The sequence below is a fragment of the Chromatiales bacterium genome (assembly GCA_024234935.1).
GTDB lineage: Bacteria > Pseudomonadota > Gammaproteobacteria > Steroidobacterales.
In genome coordinates, this window is sequence record JACKNI010000001.1 from 563,262 (window position 1) to 588,803 (window position 25,542).

The following is a 25,542-nucleotide window of genomic DNA, read 5'->3' on the forward strand; positions in this document are numbered from 1 at the left end:
TATATCCACCGCACGCCGGCGGACACAGATTCGCAGACTGACCGCTCGCTTGCGGTGCGCGACAGGAAGTATGCCAAGCCCGCATTGCTACTTCCCTGCTCGATCGTAACCGTTTGTTGTTATTGGTCGGGGCGACAGGATTTGAACCTGCGACCCCCTGCACCCCATGCAGGTGCGCTACCAGGCTGCGCCACGCCCCGACTTTGTTCCGGTACCTGCTGAACAGACATTGATGCCCTTCGACAGGGCGTGAATTGTAAGCGGAAAGACGGTCAGAACGCCAAGTCAGCGACGCAGCAGGCGTAATACTTCTTCAAGCTCGAGGCGCAGCTGACGGATGATCTGCTGGCTCTGGGTGGTATCGACCCGGGCTTCTTCGCCGGTGAGCTTCTGGCGGGCCCCACCGATGGTGAAGCCTTCGTCGTAAAGCAGGCCGCGAATCTGGCGAATGACGAGTACGTCCTGGCGCTGGTAATAGCGGCGATTTCCGCGGCGCTTGACGGGCTTTAGCTGCGGGAACTCCTGCTCCCAGTAACGCAGCACGTGCGGCTTGACCGCACAAAGCTCGCTGACCTCACCGATCGTGAAGTAGCGCTTGCCCGGAATCGGGGGCAGTTCGTCGTTATTCCCCGGCTCCAGCATAGGCCTCTACTCGGGTCTTCAGTTTTTGTCCGGGACGAAACGTGACGACACGTCGCGCCGTGATGGGGATTTCTTTCCCCGTTTTTGGATTGCGGCCTGGCCGTTGATTCTTGTCTCGCAGGTCGAAGTTGCCGAATCCGGAAAGCTTTACCTGCTCTCCGCTGGCCAGTGAGGCACGCAGTTCTTCAAAGAACAACTCGACGAGCTCGCGGGCTTCGCGTTTGTTGAGTCCCAGTTCATTGAACAGAGACTCGGCCATATCAGCCTTGGTGAGAGCCATGCTCATTATTTTTTTACTCGTTATTCTCTTAGCCGGGCGTCGAATTTCATGGCCAGATGAGTGACGACACCGCTGATGATTTTCTCGATATCAGCGTCAGTAAGGGTGCGGGATGTTTCCTGCAAAATCAAGCCCAAAGCGACACTCTTTTGACCACTTCCGATGCGTTTGTCAGCGAAGATGTCAAATACCACGACATCTTTCAGCGCTGGTCCGGCGGCCTCGGCAACCGCCGCCAGCAACTTGCCGGCGGGTATCTCGCTCGCCACCAGGATGGCGAGATCGCGGCGTACCGCCGGAAAGCGAGACAGGGCCTGATAGCGCCGCGGCCTGGCACGACTGAGCGCTGCGGTATCCATCTCGAAAAGCACAGGCGATGCAGGCAGTTCGAGCGCTGCGCGCAATGCCGGGTGCAATACACCGAGCCAGCCCACAGGCACACCGTCACGCAGGATCCGCGCCGTCTGTCCGGGCTGGAGAGCGGAATGCTCCGCGGCCACAAAATCCAGGCCGGACGGATCACCAGCGAGCCGCAGCAAGGCCTCAACGTCGGCTTTCACATCGAAGAATCCAGCCGAAACAGGCTTTGTATCCCATTGTTCCGGAGTGACATTACCGATGGCGACACCGGCAATGACGGTCTGCTCCGACAGCGCGTCGGCGCCAGAAGGGCTGAAGCGCACGCCGGCCTCAAAGAGACGAACGCGGCTCTGCTGACGCGCCAGATTATGACGAACCGCATTGATCAGGCCCGGCCACAGGGTCTGGCGCATCACTGCGAGTTCAGCGGAAATCGGATTGACCAGCGGGACACCAGGGGCACCGCCTGCAAACTGCGAATCGAGATCAGCGTCGATGAAGCTGTAGGTGATCGCTTCCTGGTAACCGCGCTCGACCAGCACGTTTTTCAAACGGTCGAGGCCGACCACGCTGTCGCTCGCCGCACCAAGGCGGGTGGTCTGCTGACCCGGAAGCTCCCCGATGCGATCGTAGCCACGTATCCGTGCGATCTCTTCGATCAGGTCCACCTCAATCGCGATATCAAAGCGGAAGGATGCCGCTTGTACCTGCCAGCCCAATGCATGCCCATCGACCAGCATGTCGAGCCGTTGCAGGATATCGACGACCTCTGCATCCGGCACCTGGTGACCGAGCACCTGCGCCAGGCGCTCACGTCGCAAGAGCACCGCCGGAACGCGCTTTTCTGCCAGCGCACCCCACACGCTCGCTGGTCCGGGCTTGCCACCGGTGATGTCCAGCAGGAGCGTCGTCGCCCGCTCGATCGCTGCAAGCTGGCCGGCCGGATCAACACCGCGTTCAAAGCGAGTTGCCGCATCCGTCTGCAAACCGAAGCGGCGCGCGCGCCCGGCGACAACGGCAGGCCGGAAAAATGCCGACTCCAGCACCACGTTGCGCGTGCCCTCCGTCACTCCGGTACTTGCGCCGCCCATGATGCCGGCCATGCCCACGGCACCGCGTGCATCAGCGATAACCAGCACATTGGCGTCAAGTTCCGCTACGTCACCGGTCAGCAACTGAAGTTTCTCGGCAGGCAGGCCGCGCCGGACTGCAAGACCACCGGACAGGGTATCCATGTCATAGGCATGCAGTGGCTGGCCCAGCTCGATCATCACGAGGTTGGTTACATCGACGACCGGGTTGATGCTGCGGATACCGCTGCGGCGCAAGCGCTCGCGCAGCCAGAACGGGCTCGGCACATCGCTGCGCAGGCCGCGGATCACGCGGCTGACAAAGACCGGACAGTCATCCTGACTGCCGATCGTTACCGGAAATACTTCATCGATGAGGGCAGCGACCGGCACGGTTTCCGGGGCGCGAAACAGCACACCGGTTGCCGCGGCCAGATCGCGCGCAACGCCTGCCACGCAGAAGCAGTCAGCCCGGTTGGGCGTGACTTTCAGGTCGATAATCTGGTCATCGAGCCCCAGAGCCTCGGCGACCGGCATCCCGGGCTGCAGACCGGCATCCAGCTCCAGCAATCCATCGGCCTTTTCGGCCAGTCCGAGCTCGGTTGCCGAGCACAGCATGCCCTCCGAGGCCTCGCCGCGCAGCTTGGCCGGCTTGATCAGCGTCCCGTCCGGCAGCTTCGCGCCCACGCATGCGACGGGATAAACGCCGCCGGCCTGCACATTGGAGGCGCCACAGACGATCTGCAGCGGCGCAACCCCTGCATCCACACGACAGACGCGCAGACGATCGGCATTCGGATGCGGCTTCACTTCGAGCACGCGGCCAACGACGACGCCGGGCAAGGGCGGCGCAGCCGGATCGAGGCTCTCGACCTCCAGACCCTGCATGGTCAGTTGATGCACGAGCGCGGCGGTATCCCCTGCAGGGTTTGCATACTCGCGCAACCAGTGTTCGCTGATCTTCACGGCATGCCCATCAGTTGAACTGGCGCAGGAAGCGCAGGTCGTTTTCAAACAGCAGGCGGATATCGTCTATGCCGTACTTCAGCATCGCCAGACGCTCGATGCCGATACCGAAGGCATAGCCGGTGTATTTTTCCGCGTCGATGCCGGCATTGCCGAGCACCTTCGGATGCACCATTCCGCAACCGAGCACCTCCAGCCAGCGCCCTGACTCGGAGAGAATGTCCACCTCCGCAGAGGGCTCCGTGAACGGAAAGTACGAGGGCCTGAAACGCAGTGTCGCCGAACGTTCGAAAAAACGCTCGATGAACTCATGCAGGATCGCTTTGAGGTTGGCAAAACTCACGTCGGTATCGATCACGAGTCCTTCAACCTGGTGAAACATCGGCGTGTGCGTCATGTCGGAATCGCAGCGATAGACACGACCCGGTGCAATCAGACGCAGCGGCGCGCCCTGCTCGAGCATCACCCGTATCTGCACGGGTGATGTATGCGTGCGCAGCAGTTTTCCCGAAGGCAGATAAAAAGTGTCGTGCATCGCACGCGCCGGATGATCCTCCGGAATATTGAGCGCCGTGAAGTTGTAGAAGTCGTCTTCGACCTCGGGACCTTCGCTGACCGTGAAACCGGCGGCGGCAAAGATCGCCTCGATACGCTGCCGGGTCTGCGTGACCGGATGCAGGCCACCGGCCTGTTGACCGCGGCCCGGCAGACTCACATCGACAGCATCGGCGGCCAGGGCAGCGCGAAGCGCATCGGCCTCGAGCGCAGTACGCCGCTCATTCAGTCCGGTTTCCAGGGCATCCCGGGCGGTATTGATCACCTGGCCTGCCGCACGCCGTTCGGCATCCGGCAAGGCACCGAGCTGCTTGAGCAGCGCTGTCAGCTCGCCTTTCTTGCCCAGATAGCGGACACGCACGGCATCGAGCAGCGCGAGATCACCCGCAGCGGCAAGTTCCGCTCTGGCACGGGCCAACAGCGACTCGATGTCATGCATGGAAATAGCCCCCGGCAAGAGCCGGGCCCGGGCAGGTACTTACCGGCTCCGGGCCCCTGGGCATTGCAGGTCAGACGGCAGCGCTGAGACTGGCCTTGGCCTTCTCGGCCAGAGCACCGAAGGCTGCGGCATCGTGTACAGCGAGGTCAGCCAGCATCTTGCGATCCACCTCGATGCCGGCCTTCAGCAAGCCGTTCATGAAACGGCTGTAGGAAAGGCCATGCAGACGGGCAGCGGCATTGATGCGCGTGATCCACAGTGCGCGGAACTCACGCTTGCGCACCCGGCGGTCGCGGAACGCATACTGGCCGGCCTTGATGACGGCCTGCTTGGCTGTCTTGTACAGCTTGCTCCGGGCCTGGGACATGCCCTTGGCCTTCTTGAGCATCTTCTTGTGACGGGCCTTGACCGTCACACCACGTTTTACTCGTGCCATGAATCGGTCCTCCTCAGGTGTACGGCAACATTTTCCGGACGGCAGGAACGTCGCATTCAGCGATCTGGTTCATCGAACCCAGCTGGCGCTTACGCTTCGAGCTCTTCTTCGTCAGGATGTGGTTGAGATGGGACTGCGCGCTCTTGTAGCCGTTCGCAGTGGCCCTGAAGCGCTTGGCAGCGCCCCGGTTGGTCTTCATTTTAGGCATTGTCGTCTCCTGTAGCCTGAACCGAACCGGGATTGGCCGGGGCAGGCGGGTTCCGGTATCACCGACAGCACGATTGCTGGCGGCAACAGCCGTCACTCTCTTCTAATTGCCGTCACTCACTTCTTCTTGGGTGCGATGACCATGACCATTTGCCGGCCTTCCATCCGGGGAAATTGTTCAACGGTCCCTATGGCTTCAAGATCCTGTCGGACCTTCTGCAGGAGCTGCACGCCGATCTCCTGATGAGCCATCTCCCGGCCACGGAACCGCAGGGTTACCTTGGCCTTGTCTCCCGCCTCGAGAAACCGGATGAGATTACGCATCTTGATGTCGTAATCTCCCTTGTCGGTTCCGGGGCGAAACTTTATTTCCTTTACCTGGATCTGCTTCTGCTTGCGCTTCGCTGCGTGCGCCTTCTTGTTCGTCTCGAACAGGAACTTGCCAAAATCCATGATGCGGCAAACGGGCGGCACTGCGGTCGGTGAAATTTCGACCAGGTCCATTGCCGATTCAGATGCCAACTGCAAAGCAGCCTCGCGGGACAGCACGCCAACCTGTTCGCCATCACTTCCGATGACGCGAATCTCTTTGGCCTCGATCTCGTCGTTTCGGCGCACTCGTTTGTTCGCAGCGATACGTCAGTCCTCCATTAAATTACGGCCGCGGCTCGCGATCTCGGCTGTAAGGCGCTGGATCAGCTGCTCTAGAGGCATGCTGCCCAGATCCTTGCCGCTTCGCGTGCGCACGGCCACTTCAGTGTTTTGCGCTTCACGGTCCCCGACCACGACCAGGTAGGGAACGCGTTGCAGAGTATGCTCGCGAATCTTAAAGCCAATCTTCTCATTCCTCAAGTCCACCGTGGCGCGAACACCCTGATTTTTCAGGACTTCCTGAATGGTTCCCGCGTACCCGGCCTGCCGGTCGGTGATATTCAGGATCGCGACCTGCACCGGGGCCAGCCAGGTCGGCAGACGGCCGGCATGGTGCTCAAGCAAAATGCCACAGAAACGCTCCAGGGAGCCAAACATGGCCCGGTGCAGCATGACCGGAATCCGGCGCTGGCTGTCGTCACCCACATAGGAGGCGCCGAGCCGTTCCGGCATGTTGAAATCCACCTGCAGGGTGCCGCACTGCCAGTCACGGCCGATCGCATCGCGCAGCACAAACTCGAGCTTCGGGCCATAGAAAGCCCCCTCGCCCGGGTTGTATTCGAGTTCGAGTTCAGCCGCCTCGGCCGCCGAGCGCAACGCCGCCTCGGCGCGATCCCAGATCGCATCGCTGCCGACGCGCTTTTCCGGACGATCGGAAAACTTGATGCGGATATCGTCGAAACCGAAGTCACGATAGATGCCGAGGATCAGGTCGGTGATCGCCACCGACTCCGAGGTGATCTGGTCCTCGGTGCAGAACACATGGGCATCGTCCTGGGTAAAGGCGCGCACGCGCATCAGTCCGTGCAGCGCGCCCGAGGGCTCATAGCGGTGCACCTTGCCGAACTCACAGAGGCGCAGCGGCAGATCGCGGTAGCTGCGCAGGCCCTGATTGAATACCTGGATGTGTCCGGGACAGTTCATCGGCTTGATCGCGTAGACGCGCTCGTCAGGCGTCTGCGTCAGGAACATGTTCTCGCCGAATTTCTCCATATGCCCGGACTGTACCCAGAGTTCGCGGTCCAGAATCTCCGGCGTGTTGACTTCCTGGTAACCGGCCGCGCGCTGCGTGTCGCGCATGTAGCCGATCAGCTGCTGGAACAGCGTCCAGCCTTTCGGATGCCAGAACACGGCACCCGGCGATTCTTCCTGGAAGTGAAACAGATCGAGCTCACGGCCCAGCTTGCGGTGATCGCGCTTCTCGGCTTCTTCGAGCCGCAGCAGGTAGGCCTTGAGCGCCGCCTCGTCCTGCCAGGCCGTGCCGTAGATCCGCTGCAGCATTTCATTGCGCGAATCGCCGCGCCAGTAGGCGCCCGCGAGCTTGGTCAGCTTGAAAGCCTTGAGGCGACCGGTCGAGGGCACGTGGGGACCGCGGCACAGGTCGACCCAGTCGCCCTGCCCGTACAGACTGATGTCCTGCTCCGCCGGAATGCTGGCGATGATCTCGGCCTTGTAGTGCTCACCGATACCCTTGAAGTACGCAACAGCCTCGTCGCGACCCATGAGCTTGCGCGTCACCGGCAGGTCGGCGCCGGCGAGTTCCTTCATGCGCGCCTCGATGGCCGCGATGTCTTCGGGCGTGAAGGGCCGCTTGAAGGCAAAGTCATAATAGAAGCCGTCTTCAATGACCGGACCGATGGTCACCTGTGCATCCGGAAACAGCGACTGCACTGCCTGCGCCAGCAGATGCGCCGTGGAGTGGCGAATGATCTCGAGGCCCGCAGGATCCTTCGGCGTGACGATGGACAGGCGAGCATCGCCATCGATCACATATGAGGTGTCGACGAGCTGGTCATCGACCCGCCCGGCCAGCGCGGCCCTCGCCAGCCCCGCGCCAATGGAAGACGCCACCTCGGCAACCGAAACCGGGCGATCAAACGCCTTCTGACTGCCGTCAGGCAGGGTAATGACGGGCATGGGTGAACTTGTCCAGAAAGTTGGTAGGCGCGAGAGGAGTTGAACCTCCGACCCCTTCCATGTCAAGGAAGTGCTCTAACCACTGAGCTACGCGCCTGTCGCATTTATCGGGAAACGGCCCTGCCGCATCCCGACCGGGCGCCACGATACCGAATGGCACGCGCAGAAGGCAAGGCAAACTAGCCGGTCTTGCGTTCCGGCAAACCGAAACCTGTGCGCCGCAGCTCCTGCACCTGGTCCCGCAGCCGGGCTGCCGCCTCAAACTCGAGGTTCCGGGCATGGCTATACATCTGCTTTTCCAGCCGGGCAATCTGCTTGATCAGCTGCTCCGGACTGAGATTCCGGTATTCGCTGCAGGGCTCGGCGGCGCGTCGGCCGCGGCGCGGTACCTCGCTGCGTGCCCCGTCCATCACGTCCCGGACCTGCTTGATGATGCTGCGCGGCTGTATGCCGTGCAGCTGGTTAAATTCGAGCTGCTTCTGCCGCCGCCGGTCGGTTTCCGCAATCGCCCGCTGCATGGAGCCGGTGATCCTGTCGGCATACATGATCGCCATGCCATTGAGGTTACGGGCCGCACGACCCACGGTCTGGATCAGCGAGCCCTCGGAACGCAGAAAACCCTCGCGATCCGCATCGAGGATTGCCACCAGCGAGACCTCGGGCAGATCCAGCCCCTCGCGCAACAGATTGATGCCTACCAGCACATCGAAGGCACCGAGCCGCAGGTCGCGAATGATCTCGCTGCGCTCGACCGTTTCCACATCGGAGTGCAGGTAACGCACGCGCACCCCGTGCTCCTGCAGATAGTCGGTGAGATCCTCCGCCATGCGTTTGGTGAGCGTCGTAATGAGTACCCGCTCCTGCCGCTCAACCCGGATCCGGATTTCAGACAGCACATCGTCAACCTGTGTGGCGACCGGACGTACCTCGATCAGCGGATCAACAAGTCCGGTGGGCCGCACAACCTGTTCGACGATCGCATCGGAGCGCTCACGCTCATAGGGCCCCGGCGTGGCCGACACATAGATGGTTTGCGGCGACAGCGCCTCAAACTCATCGAAGCGCAGGGGCCGGTTGTCGAGCGCAGACGGCAGGCGGAAGCCGTACTCGACCAGCGTTTCCTTGCGTGAACGATCACCCCGATACATGCCGCCCAGCTGCGGCACGGTCACGTGGCTCTCGTCGATGATCAGCAGCGCATCGTCGGGCAGGTAATCGAACAGGCAAGGCGGAGGTTCGCCCGGCTGGCGGCCCGACAAGTAGCGGCTGTAGTTCTCGATACCGCTGCAGAATCCAAGCTCGGCCATCATTTCCACGTCGTACATGGTGCGCTGCTCGAGCCGCTGCGCCTCCACCAGCTTGTTGGCTTCGCGCAGTTCGGCGAGACGCAGCACGAGATCCTGCTTGATGGAATCGACAGCTTTCAGCACCACCTCGCGCGGCGTCGCATAGTGCGTCTTGGGAAAGATGGTGAGCCGCGGCACGCTGCGAAGCACCTCGCCGGTCAGTGGATCGAAATATGCGAGGCTTTCGATCTGCTCGTCGAAGAGCGTGACGCGAACCGCCTCGCGCTCCGACTCAGCCGGAAAGATGTCGATGATTTCGCCACGCGCCCGGTAGGTACCGTTACCGAGTTGCATGTCGTTGCGCGTGTACTGCAGCTCGGCGAGGCGCCGCAACAGGTCCCGGTCAGACATGCGATGACCGCGGGACAGGTGCAGGACCATTGCAAAGTAGGCCTCCGGATCGCCGAGACCGTAGATCGAAGATACCGTCGCGACGATGATGCTGTCTGGCCGCTCCAGCAGCGTCTTGGTGGCCGACAGGCGCATCTGCTCGATGTGCGCATTGATCGCCGCGTCCTTCTCGATATAGGTGTCCGACGAAGGCACATAGGCCTCCGGCTGGTAGTAGTCGTAATAGGAAACGAAATACTCGACGCGGTTGCCAGGAAAGTATTCGCACATCTCGCCATAGAGCTGCGCCGCGAGGGTCTTGTTTGGCGCCAGGATCAGCGTCGGGCACTGCCGGGCCTCGATGACGCTGGCCATCGTGAAGGTCTTGCCCGAGCCGGTTACGCCAAGCAGTGTCTGGCGTGCCAGCCCGTTGCGAAGGCCGGCGACCAGATCCCGGATTGCGGCGGGTTGGTCGCCTGCCGCGGAATAGTCGGCCACCAGCCTCATGCGGTCCATTGAATCATGCTGCCTGTTGGTTGCGGCCCGTGAATCCCTTAATATCTGCAGCCCTCCCGCTTCTCGAATACAGCAAGGAAATCACGGTGAGTCTAGCAGTTTCCCAACGTTGCCAGCGCGTCAAGCCGTCGCCGACCATGGCCGTCGCGGCCGCCGCTGCCGAGCTGCGCGCCAAAGGTCACGACGTCATTGACCTCGGCGCCGGCGAGCCGGATTTCGACACCCCGGAACATATCCGTGCGGCCGGTATTGCCGCAATCCAGAACGGCCAGACCCGTTACACGCAGGTCGAAGGCACCCCTGCACTGAAGACCGCCATCATCGACAAGTTCCGGCGGGAAAATAACCTCAGCTACGCACCAGACCAGATCATCGTTTCCAGCGGCGCAAAACAGACCTGTTACAACGTCTGCGGCGCCGTGCTGAATCCCGGTGACGAGGCCATCGTGCCGGCGCCCTACTGGGTTTCCTATCCGGACATGATCAAGCTGGCCGACGCCGAGCCGGTGATCGTTGCCGCCATGCTGGAAGATGGCTTCAAGATCAACCCGCGTTCCCTGGAAGCGGCAATTACGCCCCGTACCAGGCTGGTTTTCCTCAATAGCCCTTCCAATCCGACCGGTGCCGCCTATACCCGCACAGAGCTGCAGGCACTCGGCGCCGTGCTGGAGAAACATCCGTCGATCGTGATCGCGGCTGACGACATGTATGAGCACATCTACTGGGCAGACGAACCCTTCGTCAGCTTCGCGGAAGCCTGCCCGAACCTCTACGACCGGACCGTGACGATCAACGGTGTATCCAAGGCCTATGCGATGACCGGATGGCGCATCGGTTACGCAGGCGGACCGAAGACCATCATTGCCGCGATGAAGAAGATCCAGAGCCAGAGCACTTCGAATCCCTGCAGCATTTCCCAGGCTGCGAGCGTGGCTGCCCTGAACGGCGACCAGTCCTGCGTACGGGAGATGACGAAAGCCTTTCGTGCCCGGCACGATTACCTGGTGGCGGCTCTGAACGAGATTCCCGGATTTCAGTGCCTGGCCTCGGCCGGCACCTTCTATGCCTTCCCGAACGTCAGCGACGCGATCCGGGCCAAGGGGCTGAAGGATGACCTGGCATTTGCCGAGCTCCTGCTGAGCAAGGCTGAGGTCGCCATGGTTCCCGGTTCTGCCTTTGGCGCGCCGGGCTATATCCGGCTCTCTTTTGCCTGCAGCCTGGATACCTTGAAGGAAACCATCCGCCGGCTGAAAACGGTGATAGGCTGAATCGCCGAGCACATCAGCAGCTGAATCCTTGACTTGCTACAGCGCCTTCCGGGAAAATCCCGCGCGCTTCAGGGCTTTTATCGCTTCCCCGGTAGCTCAGTGGTAGAGCAACCGGCTGTTAACCGGTTGGTCGCTGGTTCGAATCCGGCCCGGGGAGCCAACTCTTCAGCGCAGCGTCTGCAGGTGTGCCCGCAACCGGTCCTGCAGGGCCGGATCAGCCAGCGCGTAATCGACGGTAGCCTGTACATAGCCGAGCTTGCTGCCGCAATCGTAGCGCTGGCCGGCAAATGGCAGGGCATAAACCGCTTCGGTGCCAAGCAGTCCTGCGATACCGTCGGTCAGCTGTATTTCTCCGCCAGCCCCTCGCCCGGTTGACTCCAGGATGTCGAAGATCTTTGGCACCAGCAGATAGCGGCCCACCACGGCGAGTCGTGACGGCGCGACCTCCGGTGCCGGCTTCTCGACAATTTTCTGCAGGCGATTGTTGCCATCGACGGCGACAATGCCGTAGTCGCGTGTACGGCTCGGCGGCACTTCCTGTACCGCAATCACGCTCGAGCCATGAACCTCGTAGTGCGCGCGCAGCTGGGCCAGACAGCCCGTTTCCGCGCGGATGAGGTCGTCAGGCAGGTGCACGTAAAAGGGCTCATCGCCGACGGCCGGTCTGGCACAGAGCACTGCATGCCCGAGACCGAGCGGCTCACCCTGTCGTATGTAGACGCAGGAGACACCCGCTGGAAGGATCGCCTTGACGACATCGAGGAGATCCTGCTTTCCGGCCACGCTCAGCGCACGTTCGAGCTCCGGATCACGGTCAAAGTGATCTTCGATCGCACGCTTGCTGCTGCCGGTGATGAATACCAGGCGGGTTACGCCGGCCTCCAGTGCCTCCTCGACCGCGTACTGGACCAGCGGTTTGTCGACGATAGGCATCATCTCCTTGGGCATGGCCTTGGTCGCCGGCAAAAAGCGCGTACCCCGGCCGGCGACCGGAAAAACAGCCGTGCGAACTGGTCCCTTCATCTTGAACCCCGGACTTCTTGTTGTTGCGGACAGGCGGCCATCATAGCCAATACCACCGCCCGCGTCCGGGAACTGGTCCGCGCAGGCGACACCGTTTCCCGGTGCCGCCTGCGGAACAGCCTATTGCTGATTGATGGTCTTGGCAGCCTGACCGGTGCGGATATTCTCGCGATTCAACTTAAGTACCTGCGGACCGATGCCGGAGACCTTCATCACATCGTCCGGCGAGGCAAAGCGCCCGTTCTTCTCCCGATACTCGACGATGGCGCGCGCACGACTCTCGCCCACACCGTTCAATTCACGTGCGATGGTTGCGGCATCAGCTGTATTGATGTCGACCGGCCCTGCGCCAGCCAGCGCGGGAAGCAGTCCCAGAATGCCCAGACATATGAATTTGCGCATGACAGACTCCTGAAATGATGTTGCCTGAATAAACCGCTGCCACAGCGGACAGCAACGACATCCTAGGAGATCGATCGCATGTTTCTCAGCGCAGTTTCCGGCGAGATGCACCAGAAATCGCTTATACCGGCGAACCTTTGAATAACAGCCGGTCAGCAGCCCGGACCGTGTCCCACGCGCGGCAGCCGGGGCACTGCCACTGCAGGGATGAGCTGTAGTATCCGCAGTCGGCGCACTGATAACTCGTGCCGGGTCGCGACAGCTGATGGAGCGCCTTGCGCACCCGTCCGATCGCCTCCCGTCGCGCGTCCGGCGTCGCCGACAAAGGCACGCCCGCACCCGCCAGGTCGCGCAGTATCGGCTGCTGCTCGATGAACCGTCCGAGGCAGTCGATGGCCGCCGGATGAACGATCTGCGGATCACGAATGACGGCAAGGGCAATGCCACGCAGCCCCTCGGGTGTCTCCGTGACCTCGTTCAGGAGCGCCTCAAGTCCGGACTCCGGCACGGTGCGCAGGACACGGGGCAGCACATCGCCAAGCATCGCCGGAACAGTCCTGGCAATTTCCACATAGGCTGCAGCCGCAGCCTCGGCCCGTCCCTGGTCCGCAGCGAGATCGCCGCGAATCAGCGCGCAGCGCAATTTCCCGGGCTCAACCGCCTCGGCCTGTTCCAGCAGCCGATACGCCTCGTGCCACTCGCTTTTCTTGCGGGCATTTTCAGCCAGTTCGCAGTAGTAGTGGGCCAGCTGAGCCGGCGCCACGCTGCCTGGCTCGATCCGCAACAACTCGCCACAGAGATCGACGGCGCGATCCCACTCGGCGGTAACCTCACAGATCCGCAGCAGGCGCCTCAGGGCAGCGACGCGATACTCGCCGGCCTCCCTGAGCTGCAGGTACAGGTCTTCAGCACGATCAAACAGACCGGCACTGAAGTAGTCTTCAGCCAGCGCGAAACGTGCCTTGTCACGCTGAGAGCGACTGATCCCCGGACGATCGAGCAGGTTCTGGTGCATGCGGATGGCGCGGTCGACCTCGCCCCGCCGCCGGAACAGGCCACCGATGGCGATCTGGGTATCCAGACCTTCCTCGTTGATATCACCGCTGTTGGTAAAGATCTCGACCGCCTGGTCCGGTTCCTCATCCAGCAAATGACGGAATCCCCTGACGAAGTTGGCGCGGGCAGACTCGCGCGTATCATCCTCGTCGTCATCGGCATCGCCGTAGCGTGCAAAGACGTATCCGAGCGCCGCGGCCAGAAACAATAGCCCGGCAAACAGGAATGTGGATTCAGTCGGCATCCTTGACCGGCAGGCTGCGCAATGCCTGAACTTCCTGTTCGGCAAGGCGCAGCGATCGCTGCAGCGCGCGCCGCTGACTCAGCAAACGCAGGACTCCAACTCCCGCACAGAAAAGACCGAAGACCCAGCCGACCGCGAGGGTTGCCATCAGGGCAACGGATTTTTCGACCTCAATGGCCTGAAAGGCAAAATCGAGACTGATGCGCCCCGGATTCAGGGCACCGAATACGGCCGCCAGCCCGATAAATACGAGCAGCAGACCAGAGTAAATCAAACTGCGGAGCATCGACGGCCTCCAGCAAATCGAAACAGCCGCCCGTCACCACTCACAGGCCATGCTGACGGCAAATCGCGATCGTCAGGCCCGGATCAAACCGCATCAGTCCTTGATGGGCAGGTGCCGGTTCTCATTGACCCGGTCGCGCAGATCCTTGCCTGGCTTGAAGTGCGGCACATGCTTGCCGGCCAGCGCAACAGCTTCACCCGTCTTGGGGTTACGTCCCATGCGTGGCGGACGGAAATGCAGCGACAGGCTGCCAAAGCCCCTGATCTCGATTCGCTGGCCACCGGCCAGCGAATCGCTCATCAGGTCGAGCAGGTGCTTGACCGCCAACTCGACATCCTTCGCCGGCAGATGCTTCTGCTTTCTGGCCAGAACTTCGATCAACTCTGACTTGGTCATCGCTGCGTCCCCTTGCGCATCACCAGCTCGCCCCTCGTCCAGCACGACCGGATCAGGAATCGCCAGAGTTGGAAATCTGCTCTTTCAGCAACTCGCCCAGGGTGGTTCCGGTGCTGCCACCGCCCTCGGACCGGTAGCTGTCCATCGCCTGCTGCTCCTCGTGAGCATCCTTCGCCTTGATGGACAGGGACACGATACGATTCTTGCGGTCCAGACCAGTGAACTTGGCCTCGACTTCGTCGCCGACCTTGAGAACCGTACGGGCATCTTCGACGCGATCCCGCGACAGCTCGCTGGCCCGCAACTGGCCCTTGATCCCGCCTTCGAGATCGACCACTGCACCGCGGGCGTCCACCTCGGAAATGACACCCTTCATGATGGTGCCCTTGGGGAAATCCGCCAGGAACCTGGAGAAGGGATCCGTATCCAGCTGCTTGATACCCAGCGAGATACGCTCGCGTTCGGGGTCGATCGCCAGCACCACGGTATCGACGTCCTCACCCTTCTTGTAATTGCGCACGGCCTCCTCGCCCGCGATATCCCAGGAGATATCGGAGAGATGAACAAGGCCATCTATACCGCCCGGCAGCCCGATGAAGATGCCGAAGTCGGTAATCGACTTGATCTTTCCCGACACCTTGTCGCCCTTGTTGAAGCCAACGGCGAAGTCCGACCACGGATTGACCTTGCACTGCTTGATACCGAGGGAAATACGCCGGCGCTCCTCGTCGATATCCAGCACCATCACTTCGACTTCATCGCCGATCTGCACGACCTTGGCCGGACTGACGTTCTTGTTGGTCCAGTCCATCTCGGATACGTGCACCAGACCCTCAACGCCTTCCTCGATTTCGACGAAGCAGCCATAGTCAGCAATATTGGTGACCTTGCCGAACAGGCGGGTATTGGGCGGATAACGCCGCGAGATAGCCTTCCACGGATCAGAGCCCAGTTGCTTCATGCCGAGTGAAACGCGGTTCTTTTCGCGATCGAAGCGCAGGATCTTGACTTCGATCTCGTCGCCTACCGTGACCACTTCGGAAGGATGCTTGACGCGCTTCCAGGCCATGTCGGTGATGTGCAGCAGACCGTCGATACCACCGAGGTCGACGAACGCGCCGTAATCGGTGAGGTTCTTGACCGCACCCTTGACGACCGAACCTTCCTGCAGGTTGACCAGCAGCGCTTCACGTTCGGCGCTGTATTCAGCTTCGACCACGGCGCGCCGGGAAACGACCACGTTATTGCGACGCCGGTCGAGCTTGATGACCTTGAATTCGAGTTCCTTGCCCTCGAGATAGGAGGGATCACGTACCGGCCGTACATCGACCAGCGAGCCTGGCAGGAACGCACGGACAAATTCGATATCGACGGTAAAGCCGCCCTTTACGCGTCCGTTGATCACTCCCTTGACGATCTTGCTGTTCTCGAATGCGTCCTCAAGGGATTCCCAGGTCCGCACGCGCTTGGCGCGTTCACGCGACAGCTTGGTTTCGCCGAAGCCGTCTTCAAGATAATCGAGTGCAACCTCGACTTCGTCGCCGACCTTGACCTCCATCTCGCCGCGTTCGTTCTTGAACTGGCTGGCGGGAATAACTGCTTCGGATTTGAGACCGGCACTGACGACGACGGCCTCGGAGGAAACTTCCACCACCCGACCCGTGAGGATCGTGCCTGGCTTGATACGCTGGTTGGCGAGACTCTGCTCGAAAAGTTCGGCGAAATTTTCAGTCATTTGTTACACACCTGCCCGAAGGCAGACCCATGGTTTATCGAAACGTACACTCACCAATCGTGACGAGTGACGGCTACAGCCAAAAAAACCAGCCGGCTATTTGCCGGCCAGACCCGTTAGGCACTCAACCCCGTTGCCGTGAAGCCCCGGGGAAACGTTCACTGACCCAGCGCGACATCAAAGCCACCACCTCAGGTATGGACATACCGGTGGTATCCAGAATTCGCGCGTCCTGACCGGGACTCAACGGTGCAACAGACCGCTCCGAATCACGCCGGTCGCGGTCCGCCATGTCCCTTGAAAGGGCCGCAAGGCTAACATCAATACCCTTGTCCTTCAACTGCTTATGGCGCCTGCGGGCCCGTTCCTCAACGCTTGCCGTCAGGAAGACCTTGAGCCCTGCGTCCGGGAAAATAACCGTACCCATATCGCGACCATCGGCGACCAGTCCCGGCGGCTGCCGGAAACTCCGTTGCCGCTCCACAAGCGCGGCCCGCACCGCCGGAAGCACGGCGACCACCGAAGCGCCCTGAGCGCAGGCCTCGGTACGAATCGCCTGCGTGACATCAGCACCGCCCAGCCAGACCCGCTCCTCGCCGCCTGACGCATCGAAGCGCACATCCAGACTGGCGGCGATCTTCGCAACCTCGGCCTCGGTGTCCAGCGCCACAGCCCTGTTGGCGGCCTCAAGCGCGACGAGCCGGTACAGGGCCCCGCTGTCAAGCAGGTGCCATCCGAGCTGGTCAGCCAGCAAGCGGCTGATCGTGCCCTTGCCCGCTCCGCCGGGCCCATCGATGGTTGTCACCGGGACTGCGCTGGCGGTCGTCTCAGCCACCGGCATCCGCCTCGATGACCAGGCCGACGGCAGACGCCTGGCGCACGAAACCCGGGAAAGAGGTCGCAACGTTGGCGGTATCCAGAATCTGCACCGGCCCGGCGGCACGGGCAGCACCAATGGCAAATGACATTGCCACCCGATGATCGCCGTGGCTGTCGATCGTACCGCCGCTGAAACGGCCGCCACGGATGCGCGCGCCATCTGGCAGTTCATCGACCTCGATACCCAGCGTGCGCAGGCCGGCCACCATCACACTGATGCGATCGCTCTCCTTGTGACGAAGCTCCGCGGCACCGCTTACCAGGGTCTCGCCGCGCGCAAGCGCTGCAGCGACAAACACCATCGGAAATTCATCGATGGCCAGCGGCACCAGCTCCGGCGGAATCGCCACGCCCTGCAGTTCCGATGGCCGAACGACCAGACGCCCGACGGGCTCGGCGCACTTGCCAGTTGCCGGTTCAACGCGCAAGTCGGCACCCATCAGCTCGAGTATGCGCAGGATGCCGGTACGAGTGGGATTCAGCCCCACGTTGTCGATGACCAGCTCACCTTCCGCCGCGAGGCAGCCGGCAAGCACAAAGAACGCTGCCGAGGAAAGATCGCCAGGCACGTTGATGTCAGTGCCGTTGAGTTGCCCGGTTGCGCTCAGGCTCACCACTTTCCCGTCACGGCGGACCGGCTGACCCAGGCTGGCGAGCATCCGTTCGGTGTGATCGCGGGTCACTGCCGGCTCGGCCAGCACCGTATCGCCGTCGGCGTACAAGCCTGCCAGCAGCAGTGCGGACTTCAGCTGGGCGCTGGCAACCGGCATGTCGTAGCGGATGCCCTGCAGCTTGCGTCGGCCGGAAATATGCACGGGCGGCTTGCCATCGGTAGTGCTGATTTCCGCGCCCATCAGCCGCAGCGGCACCGCGACCCGCTCCATCGGACGACGGCTCAGCGATTCATCGCCAATCAGTTTGCTGTCGAAATCCTGCGCCGCAAGCAGCCCCATGAAGAGGCGCATCGCCGTACCCGAGTTGCCCATATCAAGCGCCCCGGACGCCGCACGCAATCCGTGCAGCCCTTTGCCCATCACCGTAATCGTGGTCGCATCGTGCTGCTCAACATCGATGCCCATCGCCCGCACGGCCGCCAGCGTCGCCATGCAGTCTTCACCGGGCAGAAAGCCCGAGACCCTGGTCTTGCCGCTGGCGATGGCACCGAGCATCAGGGCACGGTGCGAGATCGACTTGTCGCCCGGCACCCGCATCGTGCCGGCAACACGTCGTGACGGTCTGATCGTGAAAGTGCTGCTCATGGTTTCGGCGCCTTCCCGTCGATCAGACTGCGCAGTGCCGACAGCAGTCGTTCGTTTTGTTCCGGAAGCCCGACAGTGATGCGCAGATGATCAGGCAATCCGTAATTGGCAACCGGCCGCACGATGACCCCGGCACGCAGCAGCTTTTCGTACCAGGGCAGTGCCGGACCGCCCGTATCGGCCAGCACGAAGTTGCCCGCTGACGGCGACACGCGCCAGCCGAGCGCACCCAGGCCGCTGCTCAGCTGCACAAGTCCCTGTGCATTCAACTGCCGCGAACGCATGACATGCGCTGTATCGTCGAGCGCTGCACAGGCCGCAACCTGCGCCAGCGAGTTCACATTGAAAGGTTGACGCACGCGATTCAGCAACTCGGCGACTTGCGGATGGCTGACCGAATAACCGACCCGCAGGCCGGCCAGCGCATACATCTTGGAAAAAGTACGCGTGACGATCAGATTGGGAAACTCGTCGAGCCAGCGCACCGTATCCGGCCAGTCAGAGCCTGCGACGTACTCCCCGTATGCCTCATCGAGCAGGACCAGCACGTTTGCGGGGAGACTGCCGATGAATGCCCGCAGTTCCCCGGCACCCAGCCAGGTGCCGGTCGGGTTGTTGGGATTGGCAATAAAGACCAGCCGTGTTGCCGGCGTAACGAGCTGCTTCATTGCTGCGAGATCATGGCCGAGCGCCTGCGCATGGCCGGCCGGATTCGCCCGCGCCACGCGCGCGGTCGCTCCGGTTGCCTGTACCGACAGCGCATAGATCAGAAAGGCGAACTGCGAATAGATCGCCTCGGTCGCCGGCGTCAGGAATGTTTCGGCAACCAGCGACAGCAGTTCATTGGAACCGTTGCCGACCGTGATCTGTGCCGGATCGACCGCCAGCCGCTTTGCCAGCGCGTTCTTCAGTTCGAAAGCAGCACCGTCCGGGTAAAGCGCCAGTTCACCGAGTGCCGCACTGATCGCCCGGACGCTTGCCGGTGGGGGCCCGAGCGGATTCTCGTTGGAGGCCAGCTTGATCGAATCACGAATGCCGTACTCGCGTTCCAGCTCGGCAAGCGGCTTGCCCGGCACGTACGGCTTGAGGCCGAGCACTCCCTCGGCGGCAAGTGCTGAAAAGCGATCCGGCCCGGGCATCTGCATCCAGCGCTTTAGAGTATGGCCTTGGGATAGGAACCAAGTACGCGGAACAGCTGCGCACGCTTTTGCAGTCCGGCAAGCGCCAGGGCAACGTTCTTGTCTTCGGCATGGCCGTCAATATCGACAAAAAACACGTAGTGCCATTTGCGCCGACGGGACGGCCGCGACTCGATACGGCTCATGTTGACCTGATGATCAGCAAGCGGCGCCAGCAGTTTCTGCAAGGCGCCGGCATCATCCGTATCCTGCGTCGAGAGCAACAGACTGGTCTTGTCACAACCGCTGGCTGCCAGCAGCTCCCTGCCGATCACCAGAAAGCGGGTGGTGTTATCCGGACGGTCCTCGATATCAGTGACCAGCTTCTGCAGCCCGTAAACCTCGGCTGCCGCATCACCGGCAATCGCCGCCGTGCCCGCCTCGTCACGCGCCCGGCGCGCACCTTCAGCATTGCTGCTCGCTGGCAGCAGTTCGACACCAGGCAGGTATTCCCGCAGCCACGCACGGCACTGGGCCAGCGACTGCGGGTGCGCGCTGACCCGCACCACCTTGTCGAGACCTGTGACGTTGCCAAGCAGATGCTGGCGGATGCGCATTTCAACCTCACCGCAGATCTTCAGCGGTGAAGTCAGGAACATGTCGAGCGTATGGTTGACCGTGCCTTCGGTGGAGTTCTCGATCGGCACCACGCCGAAATCTGCAGCGCCCGACTCGACCTCATGAAAGACCTCGTCGATCATGCCGAGCGGCAGCGCGCGAACCGAGTGCCCGAAGTGCTTGTATACGGCCGACTGGCTGAAGGTACCTTCCGGCCCCAGATAGCCGACCTTGAGCGGCTGCTCCTGGGCGAGGCAGGCCGACATGATCTCGCGAAACAGGCGAACCATTTCCTCGTCACTCAACGGACCCTTGTTGCGCGCCACAACGCCGCGCAGCACCTCGGCTTCACGTTCCGGACGGTAGTAGCCCGTCGCTGGAACGCCCTCGCCCTTGGCCAGGGCAACCCGCTGCGCCAGGCCGGCACGCTCGGCGATCAGCGCCTGGATCTGCTTGTCGACGGCGTCGATCTCCTCGCGCAGCACGGCCAGAGCCGGAGCTTTGGGGCTGGTCTTGCGCGTGGCGGATTTCTGCCGTTTCTTGACCATTCAGGCCTCAGCCGGGCTGTTCGTTGAGGTAGCGTACGTTCAGCACACCATTGATTCCACGGATCCGCGCGAGCGTCTCTTCTTTCACCGGACCGTCGAGATCGACGATCGTATAGGCCACTTCGCCGCGCGACTTGTTGAGCAGATCGGCAATATTCAGCCCGGCATCGCCCAGACAGGTGGATATCTGGCCGACCATGTTCGGCACATTGGCATTGGCGATCGTGATCCGGTGCGGCGTCGTCCGCGGCAGATCAGCCTCCGGGAAATTCACCGAATGACGAATGACCCCATGCTCAAGGTAGGCGCGCAGATTGTCCGCAACCATCACCGCACAGTTTGATTCAGCCTCATGGGTTGAAGCACCGAGGTGCGGCAGCGAAATCACCTTCGGATTGCCCATCAGCGCCCGACTCGGGAAATCACTGATATAGGCGGTCAGCTTCCCGGAGGCCAGGGCCGCAGCGACTGCCGCTTCGTCAACGATTTCGCCACGCGAGAAATTGAGGATTACCGCCTTGGCCGGCATCAGTTTGATACGCGCTTCATTGACCAGCGCGCGGGTCGCATCCAGCAGCGGCACATGTACGGTCAGGAAATCCGCCTTGCTGAACAACTCGTCGAGGCTGCGCGCCTGTTCGACAGCAGCGGACAGTTGCCAGGCACGCTCGACGGTGACCTGCGGGTCGAAGCCGACCACGCGCATGCCGAGGTTTATCGCAGCATTCGCCACCTGCACGCCGATCGCACCCAGACCGATCACACCCAGCGTTCGGCCAGGCAACTCGAAGCCGACGTACTGCTTCTTGCCGCCTTCCACCGCCTTGTCGAGCGCCGCACCGTCTTCTTTCAGATTCTCGACGAAGTTCCAGGCCTGGCAGATGTTGCGCGCCGCGAGCAGCATGCCGGCCAGCACCAGTTCCTTGACCGCATTGGCGTTGGCGCCGGGCGCATTGAATACCGGGATACCGCGCTTGGCGAGTGCGGCAACCGGCACGTTGTTCACACCGGCACCAGCCCTCGCAACAGCGAGCACCGAATCCGGAATCGCCATGTCGTGCATCTTCGCTGAACGCACCATGATGGCATCCGGATGACCGATGTCTGAAGCGACCTCATAACGCTCACGCGGCAAGCGCTGCAAGCCCTCCACCGAAATGCTGTTGAGGGTCAGAATCTTGTATGTCGCCTTCGCGCTCACTGTATCAACCTCTGTCTGGATTCAACTATCCGCGTCTTCAACCGCGCCGCTTCTCGAAGTCGGCCATGAACTGCACGAGCGCCGCAACACCGGCCTCGGAGGTAGCGTTGTAGATGCTGGCACGCATGCCACCCACATCGCGATGCCCTTTCAGATTGGTCAGCCCGGCCTTCTTCGATTCACTGAGAAAATCCGCGTCCAGTGCTGCGTCGGCGAGCGTAAACGTCACATTCATCCACGAGCGGTGCGCTTTCGCCACCGGATTGTTGTAAAAGGATGAAGCATCGATCGCATGATAGAGAAGCTCGGCCTTGCGACGATTGATCTCCGCCATTCTCTGCAGACCGCCCTGGCGCTTCAGCCAGGCAAAAACCAGACCCGCCATATACCAGCCAAAGGTCGGCGGCGTATTCAGCATGGAGCCGGCTGCCGCATGCGACGAGTACTTGAGTATCGCCGGCAGACCCGACGGTGCGCGCTCGAGAAGATCCTTGCGCACGATGAGGATCACTAGACCGGAGGGGCCGATATTCTTCTGTGCACCACCATAGATCACACCGAACTTCCGCACATCGACCGGACGCGACAGGATCGTGGATGACATATCAGCAATCAGCGGCACCGATCCGACTTCGGGCGGCTCATGCATCTCGAGACCGCTGATCGTCTCATTCGCGCAGTAATGCACATAGGCCGCATCGGGATCGAGCTTCCAGCCCGCCCGCGCCGGGATGTCCATGTAGTTCGACCCGGAACCGTCTGCAACGATGTTCACCTTGCGTACCGCCGCCGCTTCCTTGCTGGCCTTTTTCGACCAGCTGCCGGTAACCAGATAGTCCACGGTTTGTGTGGGTGCGGACAGATTCATCGGCAGCAGGGCGAAATGCGTCGTCGCACCACCCTGCAGGAACAGCACCGAGTAGTCGGCCGGGATCTGCATCAACTCACGCAGATCGGCTTCAGCCTGTTCCGCAACCTTGATGAATTCCTTGCTGCGATGACTGACCTCCATCACCGACATACCCGTACCGTTCCAGTCGGTCATCTCTGCCTGTGCCTGCTGCAGCACTTCGAGCGGCAACGCGGCCGGGCCCGCACTGAAATTGATTACCCTTGTCATCTGCTTCTCTCGTGAAAAATTGTCTGGAAAGCGGCGCGCGGAAATCGGGCCTATTCTGCCGACTCACCGTCATCCTCATCGGTACCGGGAACGATCCGGTCAAGTCCAACCAGTCGCTCGTCGTCGCCGATGCGGATCAGCCGCACGCCCTGCGTGTTGCGACCCTGCTGCGAAATCTGGGCCACCGGCGTACGCACCAGCGTCCCGCCACTGCTGATCAGCATGATCTCGTCTTCATCCCGGGCCTGGATCGCACCCACCATGCGGCCATTTCGATCCGAGGTCTGGATTGCGATGACGCCCTGACCACCGCGGCCCTGCACCGGAAACTCGTCAACCGCCGTGCGCTTGCCGTAACCGGTCTCGGTGGCGGTGAGCACCTCGCCTTCCCCGAGGATCAGCAGCGCGATGATCTCGTGTCCTTCCGGAACGCGCATACCGCGCACACCGGCCGCCGCCCGACCCATCGGCCGCACGTCCGCTTCACTGAAGCGGATCGCCTTGCCGGTGCTTGCGCACAACATGATGTCGCATTCGCCATCGGTAATCGCAACATCGACCAGCCGGTCACCTTCGTGCAGGTCGATGGCACGGATACCGGCAGTACGCGGTCGCGAGAAGGCATCCAGCGCCGTCTTCTTGACGGTACCGTCACTGGTGGCCATGAAAATGTAGTTGCTCTCGCTGAACTGCCGCACCGGCAAAACCGCGTTGATGCGCTCATCGGGCTCGAGCGGCAACAGGTTCACCATCGGCCGGCCGCGTGCGCCATGTCCGGCGCGCGGAACCTGATAAACCTTCAGCCAGTACATCTTGCCGGTGCTGGTAAAGCACAACAGGGTATCGTGGGTATTGGCGATGAAGAGCTTGTCGATGAAGTCCTCTTCCTTGACCTTCGCCGCCGTACGGCCCCGCCCGCCGCGACGCTGCACCTGGTAGTCGCTCACACTCTGCGCCTTGGCATAGCCACCGTGCGAGAGCGTCACGACCACATCCTCTTCGGGAATCAGGTCTTCCATCTCGAGGCTGGAGTGGTCCTCGATGATCTCCGTACGCCGGGCATCCGCGTAATTGTCGCGGATCTCCACAAGCTCGGCGCGAATGACGGCGATCAGACGTTCCGGGTCGGCCAGAATCTCCGTGTACTCGCGGATCCGCAACAGCAGTTCCTGGTACTCGTTGATGATCTTGTCCTGCTCTAGACCCGTAAGCCGCTGCAGACGCAGATCGAGAATCGCCTGCGCCTGGACCAGCGACAGCCGGTAACCGTCCGGACCCGGACCGAAGTCGGCTGCGGCATCGTCTGGCCGGGTGGACACATTACCTGCCCTGGCCAGCATTCCGGTCACGGCGCCTGGCGACCAGACCTGGCTGGTCAGCGCTTCGCGCGCCTCCGGCGGCGTCGGCGAAGCCTTGATCACCGCGATCACGGGATCGATGTTGGCCAGCGCCACTGCCTGGCCTTCGAGGATATGCGCACGCTCGCGCGCCTTGCGCAGGTCGAAAATCGTCCGGCGAGTGACCACCTCACGCCGATGACGAACGAAACACTCGATGAGGGTCTTGAGATCGAAAAGCCGCGGCTGCCCGTCACGCAAGGCAACCATGTTGATGCCAAATACGCTCTCGAGTGGCGTCTGCTTGTACAGGTTGTTGAGCACCACCTCGGAAGACTCGCCGCGGCGCAGTTCGATGACTACGCGCATGCCGTCCTTGTCGGACTCGTCGCGCAGCTCGCTGATACCTTCCAGCTTCTTGTCGCGGACCAGTTCGGCAATTTTCTCGATCAGTCGCGCCTTGTTGACCTGGTATGGCAACTCCGTAACGATCAGCGCCTCGCGACCACGGTCACCGAATTCCTCGACATGCACGCGCGCACGGATATGTATCCGGCCACGACCCGTGGTGTATGCCGAATGAATGCCCTGCGAGCCGTTGATGATGCCGGCGGTCGGAAAATCCGGGCCGGGCACGATCACCATCAGTTCAGCGGTGGTAATCGCCGGGTTGTCGATCAGGGCCAGCGTCGCCGCAACAACCTCGCCGAGGTTATGCGGTGGAATATTGGTCGCCATGCCAACGGCGATGCCTGATGACCCGTTGACCAGCAGATTGGGAATCCGCGCGGGCAGCACCGACGGCTCGGTCTCGGAGCCGTCGTAGTTGGGTACGAAATCAACAGTACCCTTGTCGATGTCGGCCAGCAGTTCGCTGGTGATCCGGGTCATGCGCACTTCGGTATAACGCATGGCGGCGGGCGAATCGCCGTCTACGGAACCGAAGTTGCCCTGCCCGTCGACCAGCAGGTAACGCATCGAGAATGGTTGCGCCATGCGCACGATCGCGTCATAGACGGCCGTATCGCCATGCGGATGGTATTTACCGATGACGTCACCGACCACGCGCGCAGATTTCTTGTAGGCCTTGGTATGGTCGTTGCCCAGCTCCCGCATCGCATGCAGCACGCGACGGTGTACCGGCTTCAATCCATCGCGCACATCGGGCAGCGCACGGCCCACGATGACGCTCATCGCGTAGTCCAGATAGGACTTCCGCATCTCGTCTTCGAGATTGACCGGGAGAATTTCCTTGGCTACTTCAGCCATCGATACAGCAGGTTCCGCCAGACAACGATCCACACACAGCCATCCCCGGCATGGCATTTACCCGCCAG

General features: G+C 61.8%; 23 protein-coding genes and 3 tRNA genes. 2 read left to right on the forward strand and 24 right to left on the reverse strand.

Annotated elements, in window-relative coordinates:
• Nucleotides 1-123 precede the first annotated feature (123 nt).
• The 11 genes from H6979_02650 to uvrB form a co-directional block, all read right to left on the reverse strand.
• A tRNA-Pro gene (locus H6979_02650) sits at nt 124-200 on the reverse strand.
• Nucleotides 201-285: 85 nt separating this feature from the next.
• Entirely contained in the window at nt 286-642 is a 357-nt protein-coding gene (locus tag H6979_02655; GenBank protein ID MCP5138744.1) for a MerR family transcriptional regulator, read from the reverse strand.
• The gene (ihfA, locus tag H6979_02660) at nt 623-922 is read right to left on the reverse strand and encodes an integration host factor subunit alpha (protein MCP5138745.1); all 300 of its coding nucleotides are present in this window, start codon (nt 920-922) and stop codon (nt 623-625) included. The genes H6979_02655 and ihfA overlap by 20 nt, the downstream gene beginning before the upstream one ends.
• 20 nt (nt 923-942) lie before the next feature.
• A complete protein-coding gene (gene pheT / locus H6979_02665; protein MCP5138746.1) occupies nt 943-3,318 on the reverse strand; it encodes a phenylalanine--tRNA ligase subunit beta in 2,376 nt (791 codons plus the stop codon).
• Between the two features lie 10 nt (nt 3,319-3,328).
• Entirely contained in the window at nt 3,329-4,312 is a 984-nt protein-coding gene (pheS, locus tag H6979_02670) for a phenylalanine--tRNA ligase subunit alpha (protein ID MCP5138747.1), read from the reverse strand.
• A 70-nt stretch (nt 4,313-4,382) separates the two neighbouring features.
• Nucleotides 4,383-4,748: a 50S ribosomal protein L20 gene (rplT, locus tag H6979_02675; protein ID MCP5138748.1), complete on the reverse strand. Its 366-nt coding sequence runs from the start codon at nt 4,746-4,748 to the stop codon at nt 4,383-4,385.
• Nucleotides 4,749-4,761: 13 nt separating this feature from the next.
• On the reverse strand, nt 4,762-4,956 hold the full coding sequence (rpmI, locus tag H6979_02680) for a 50S ribosomal protein L35 (GenBank protein MCP5138749.1): 195 nt from the start codon (nt 4,954-4,956) through the stop codon (nt 4,762-4,764).
• A gap of 116 nt (nt 4,957-5,072) precedes the next feature.
• On the reverse strand, nt 5,073-5,591 hold the full coding sequence (gene infC / locus H6979_02685; GenBank protein ID MCP5138750.1) for a translation initiation factor IF-3: 519 nt from the start codon (nt 5,589-5,591) through the stop codon (nt 5,073-5,075).
• 3 nt (nt 5,592-5,594) lie between these two features.
• Nucleotides 5,595-7,523, reverse strand: coding sequence for a threonine--tRNA ligase (gene thrS / locus H6979_02690; GenBank protein MCP5138751.1), 1,929 nt, complete (start codon nt 7,521-7,523; stop codon nt 5,595-5,597).
• A gap of 21 nt (nt 7,524-7,544) precedes the next feature.
• Nucleotides 7,545-7,620 (reverse strand) — tRNA-Val (locus tag H6979_02695).
• Nucleotides 7,621-7,702: 82 nt separating this feature from the next.
• Nucleotides 7,703-9,715: an excinuclease ABC subunit UvrB gene (gene uvrB / locus H6979_02700; GenBank protein MCP5138752.1), complete on the reverse strand. Its 2,013-nt coding sequence runs from the start codon at nt 9,713-9,715 to the stop codon at nt 7,703-7,705.
• A gap of 86 nt (nt 9,716-9,801) precedes the next feature.
• Between uvrB and H6979_02705 the strand changes: the two genes are divergently transcribed.
• Together H6979_02705 and H6979_02710 are read left to right on the forward strand one after the other, a co-directional pair.
• Entirely contained in the window at nt 9,802-10,983 is a 1,182-nt protein-coding gene (locus H6979_02705) for a pyridoxal phosphate-dependent aminotransferase (protein ID MCP5138753.1), read from the forward strand.
• An 85-nt stretch (nt 10,984-11,068) separates the two neighbouring features.
• Nucleotides 11,069-11,143: transfer RNA gene (locus H6979_02710), tRNA-Asn, on the forward strand.
• Nucleotides 11,144-11,148: 5 nt separating this feature from the next.
• Here H6979_02710 and galU read toward each other — a convergent pair.
• The 13 genes from galU to gyrA form a co-directional block, all read right to left on the reverse strand.
• A complete protein-coding gene (gene galU, locus H6979_02715) occupies nt 11,149-12,006 on the reverse strand; it encodes a UTP--glucose-1-phosphate uridylyltransferase GalU (protein ID MCP5138754.1) in 858 nt (285 codons plus the stop codon).
• A 120-nt stretch (nt 12,007-12,126) separates the two neighbouring features.
• Nucleotides 12,127-12,408: a helix-hairpin-helix domain-containing protein gene (locus tag H6979_02720; GenBank protein ID MCP5138755.1), complete on the reverse strand. Its 282-nt coding sequence runs from the start codon at nt 12,406-12,408 to the stop codon at nt 12,127-12,129.
• 121 nt (nt 12,409-12,529) lie between these two features.
• On the reverse strand, nt 12,530-13,708 hold the full coding sequence (locus H6979_02725) for a tetratricopeptide repeat protein (GenBank protein MCP5138756.1): 1,179 nt from the start codon (nt 13,706-13,708) through the stop codon (nt 12,530-12,532).
• Nucleotides 13,698-13,994 (reverse strand): DUF1049 domain-containing protein, encoded by a 297-nt coding sequence (locus tag H6979_02730; GenBank protein ID MCP5138757.1) that lies wholly within the window; start codon nt 13,992-13,994, stop codon nt 13,698-13,700. Before H6979_02730 ends, H6979_02725 begins: the two co-directional genes overlap by 11 nt.
• Nucleotides 13,995-14,087: 93 nt before the next feature.
• Nucleotides 14,088-14,390, reverse strand: a complete 303-nt coding sequence (locus H6979_02735) for an integration host factor subunit beta (GenBank protein ID MCP5138758.1) — start codon at nt 14,388-14,390, stop codon at nt 14,088-14,090.
• A gap of 52 nt (nt 14,391-14,442) precedes the next feature.
• A complete protein-coding gene (gene rpsA, locus H6979_02740) occupies nt 14,443-16,125 on the reverse strand; it encodes a 30S ribosomal protein S1 (GenBank protein ID MCP5138759.1) in 1,683 nt (560 codons plus the stop codon).
• Nucleotides 16,126-16,249: 124 nt separating this feature from the next.
• Nucleotides 16,250-16,966 (reverse strand): (d)CMP kinase, encoded by a 717-nt coding sequence (locus H6979_02745; GenBank protein MCP5138760.1) that lies wholly within the window; start codon nt 16,964-16,966, stop codon nt 16,250-16,252.
• Nucleotides 16,953-18,263, reverse strand: a complete 1,311-nt coding sequence (gene aroA / locus H6979_02750) for a 3-phosphoshikimate 1-carboxyvinyltransferase (protein ID MCP5138761.1) — start codon at nt 18,261-18,263, stop codon at nt 16,953-16,955. Before aroA ends, H6979_02745 begins: the two co-directional genes overlap by 14 nt.
• On the reverse strand, nt 18,260-19,402 hold the full coding sequence (locus tag H6979_02755) for a histidinol-phosphate transaminase (GenBank protein MCP5138762.1): 1,143 nt from the start codon (nt 19,400-19,402) through the stop codon (nt 18,260-18,262). The genes aroA and H6979_02755 overlap by 4 nt, the downstream gene beginning before the upstream one ends.
• Before the next feature lie 14 nt (nt 19,403-19,416).
• Complete coding sequence (pheA, locus tag H6979_02760; protein ID MCP5138763.1) at nt 19,417-20,547, reverse strand: prephenate dehydratase; 1,131 nt, start codon at nt 20,545-20,547, stop codon at nt 19,417-19,419.
• Nucleotides 20,548-20,554: 7 nt separating this feature from the next.
• The gene (locus H6979_02765; protein ID MCP5138764.1) at nt 20,555-21,748 is read right to left on the reverse strand and encodes a phosphoglycerate dehydrogenase; all 1,194 of its coding nucleotides are present in this window, start codon (nt 21,746-21,748) and stop codon (nt 20,555-20,557) included.
• A 37-nt stretch (nt 21,749-21,785) separates the two neighbouring features.
• A complete protein-coding gene (gene serC, locus H6979_02770) occupies nt 21,786-22,868 on the reverse strand; it encodes a 3-phosphoserine/phosphohydroxythreonine transaminase (GenBank protein MCP5138765.1) in 1,083 nt (360 codons plus the stop codon).
• Between the two features lie 50 nt (nt 22,869-22,918).
• Nucleotides 22,919-25,474, reverse strand: a complete 2,556-nt coding sequence (gene gyrA, locus H6979_02775) for a DNA gyrase subunit A (GenBank protein MCP5138766.1) — start codon at nt 25,472-25,474, stop codon at nt 22,919-22,921.
• Between the last annotated feature and the right edge of the window lie 68 nt (nt 25,475-25,542).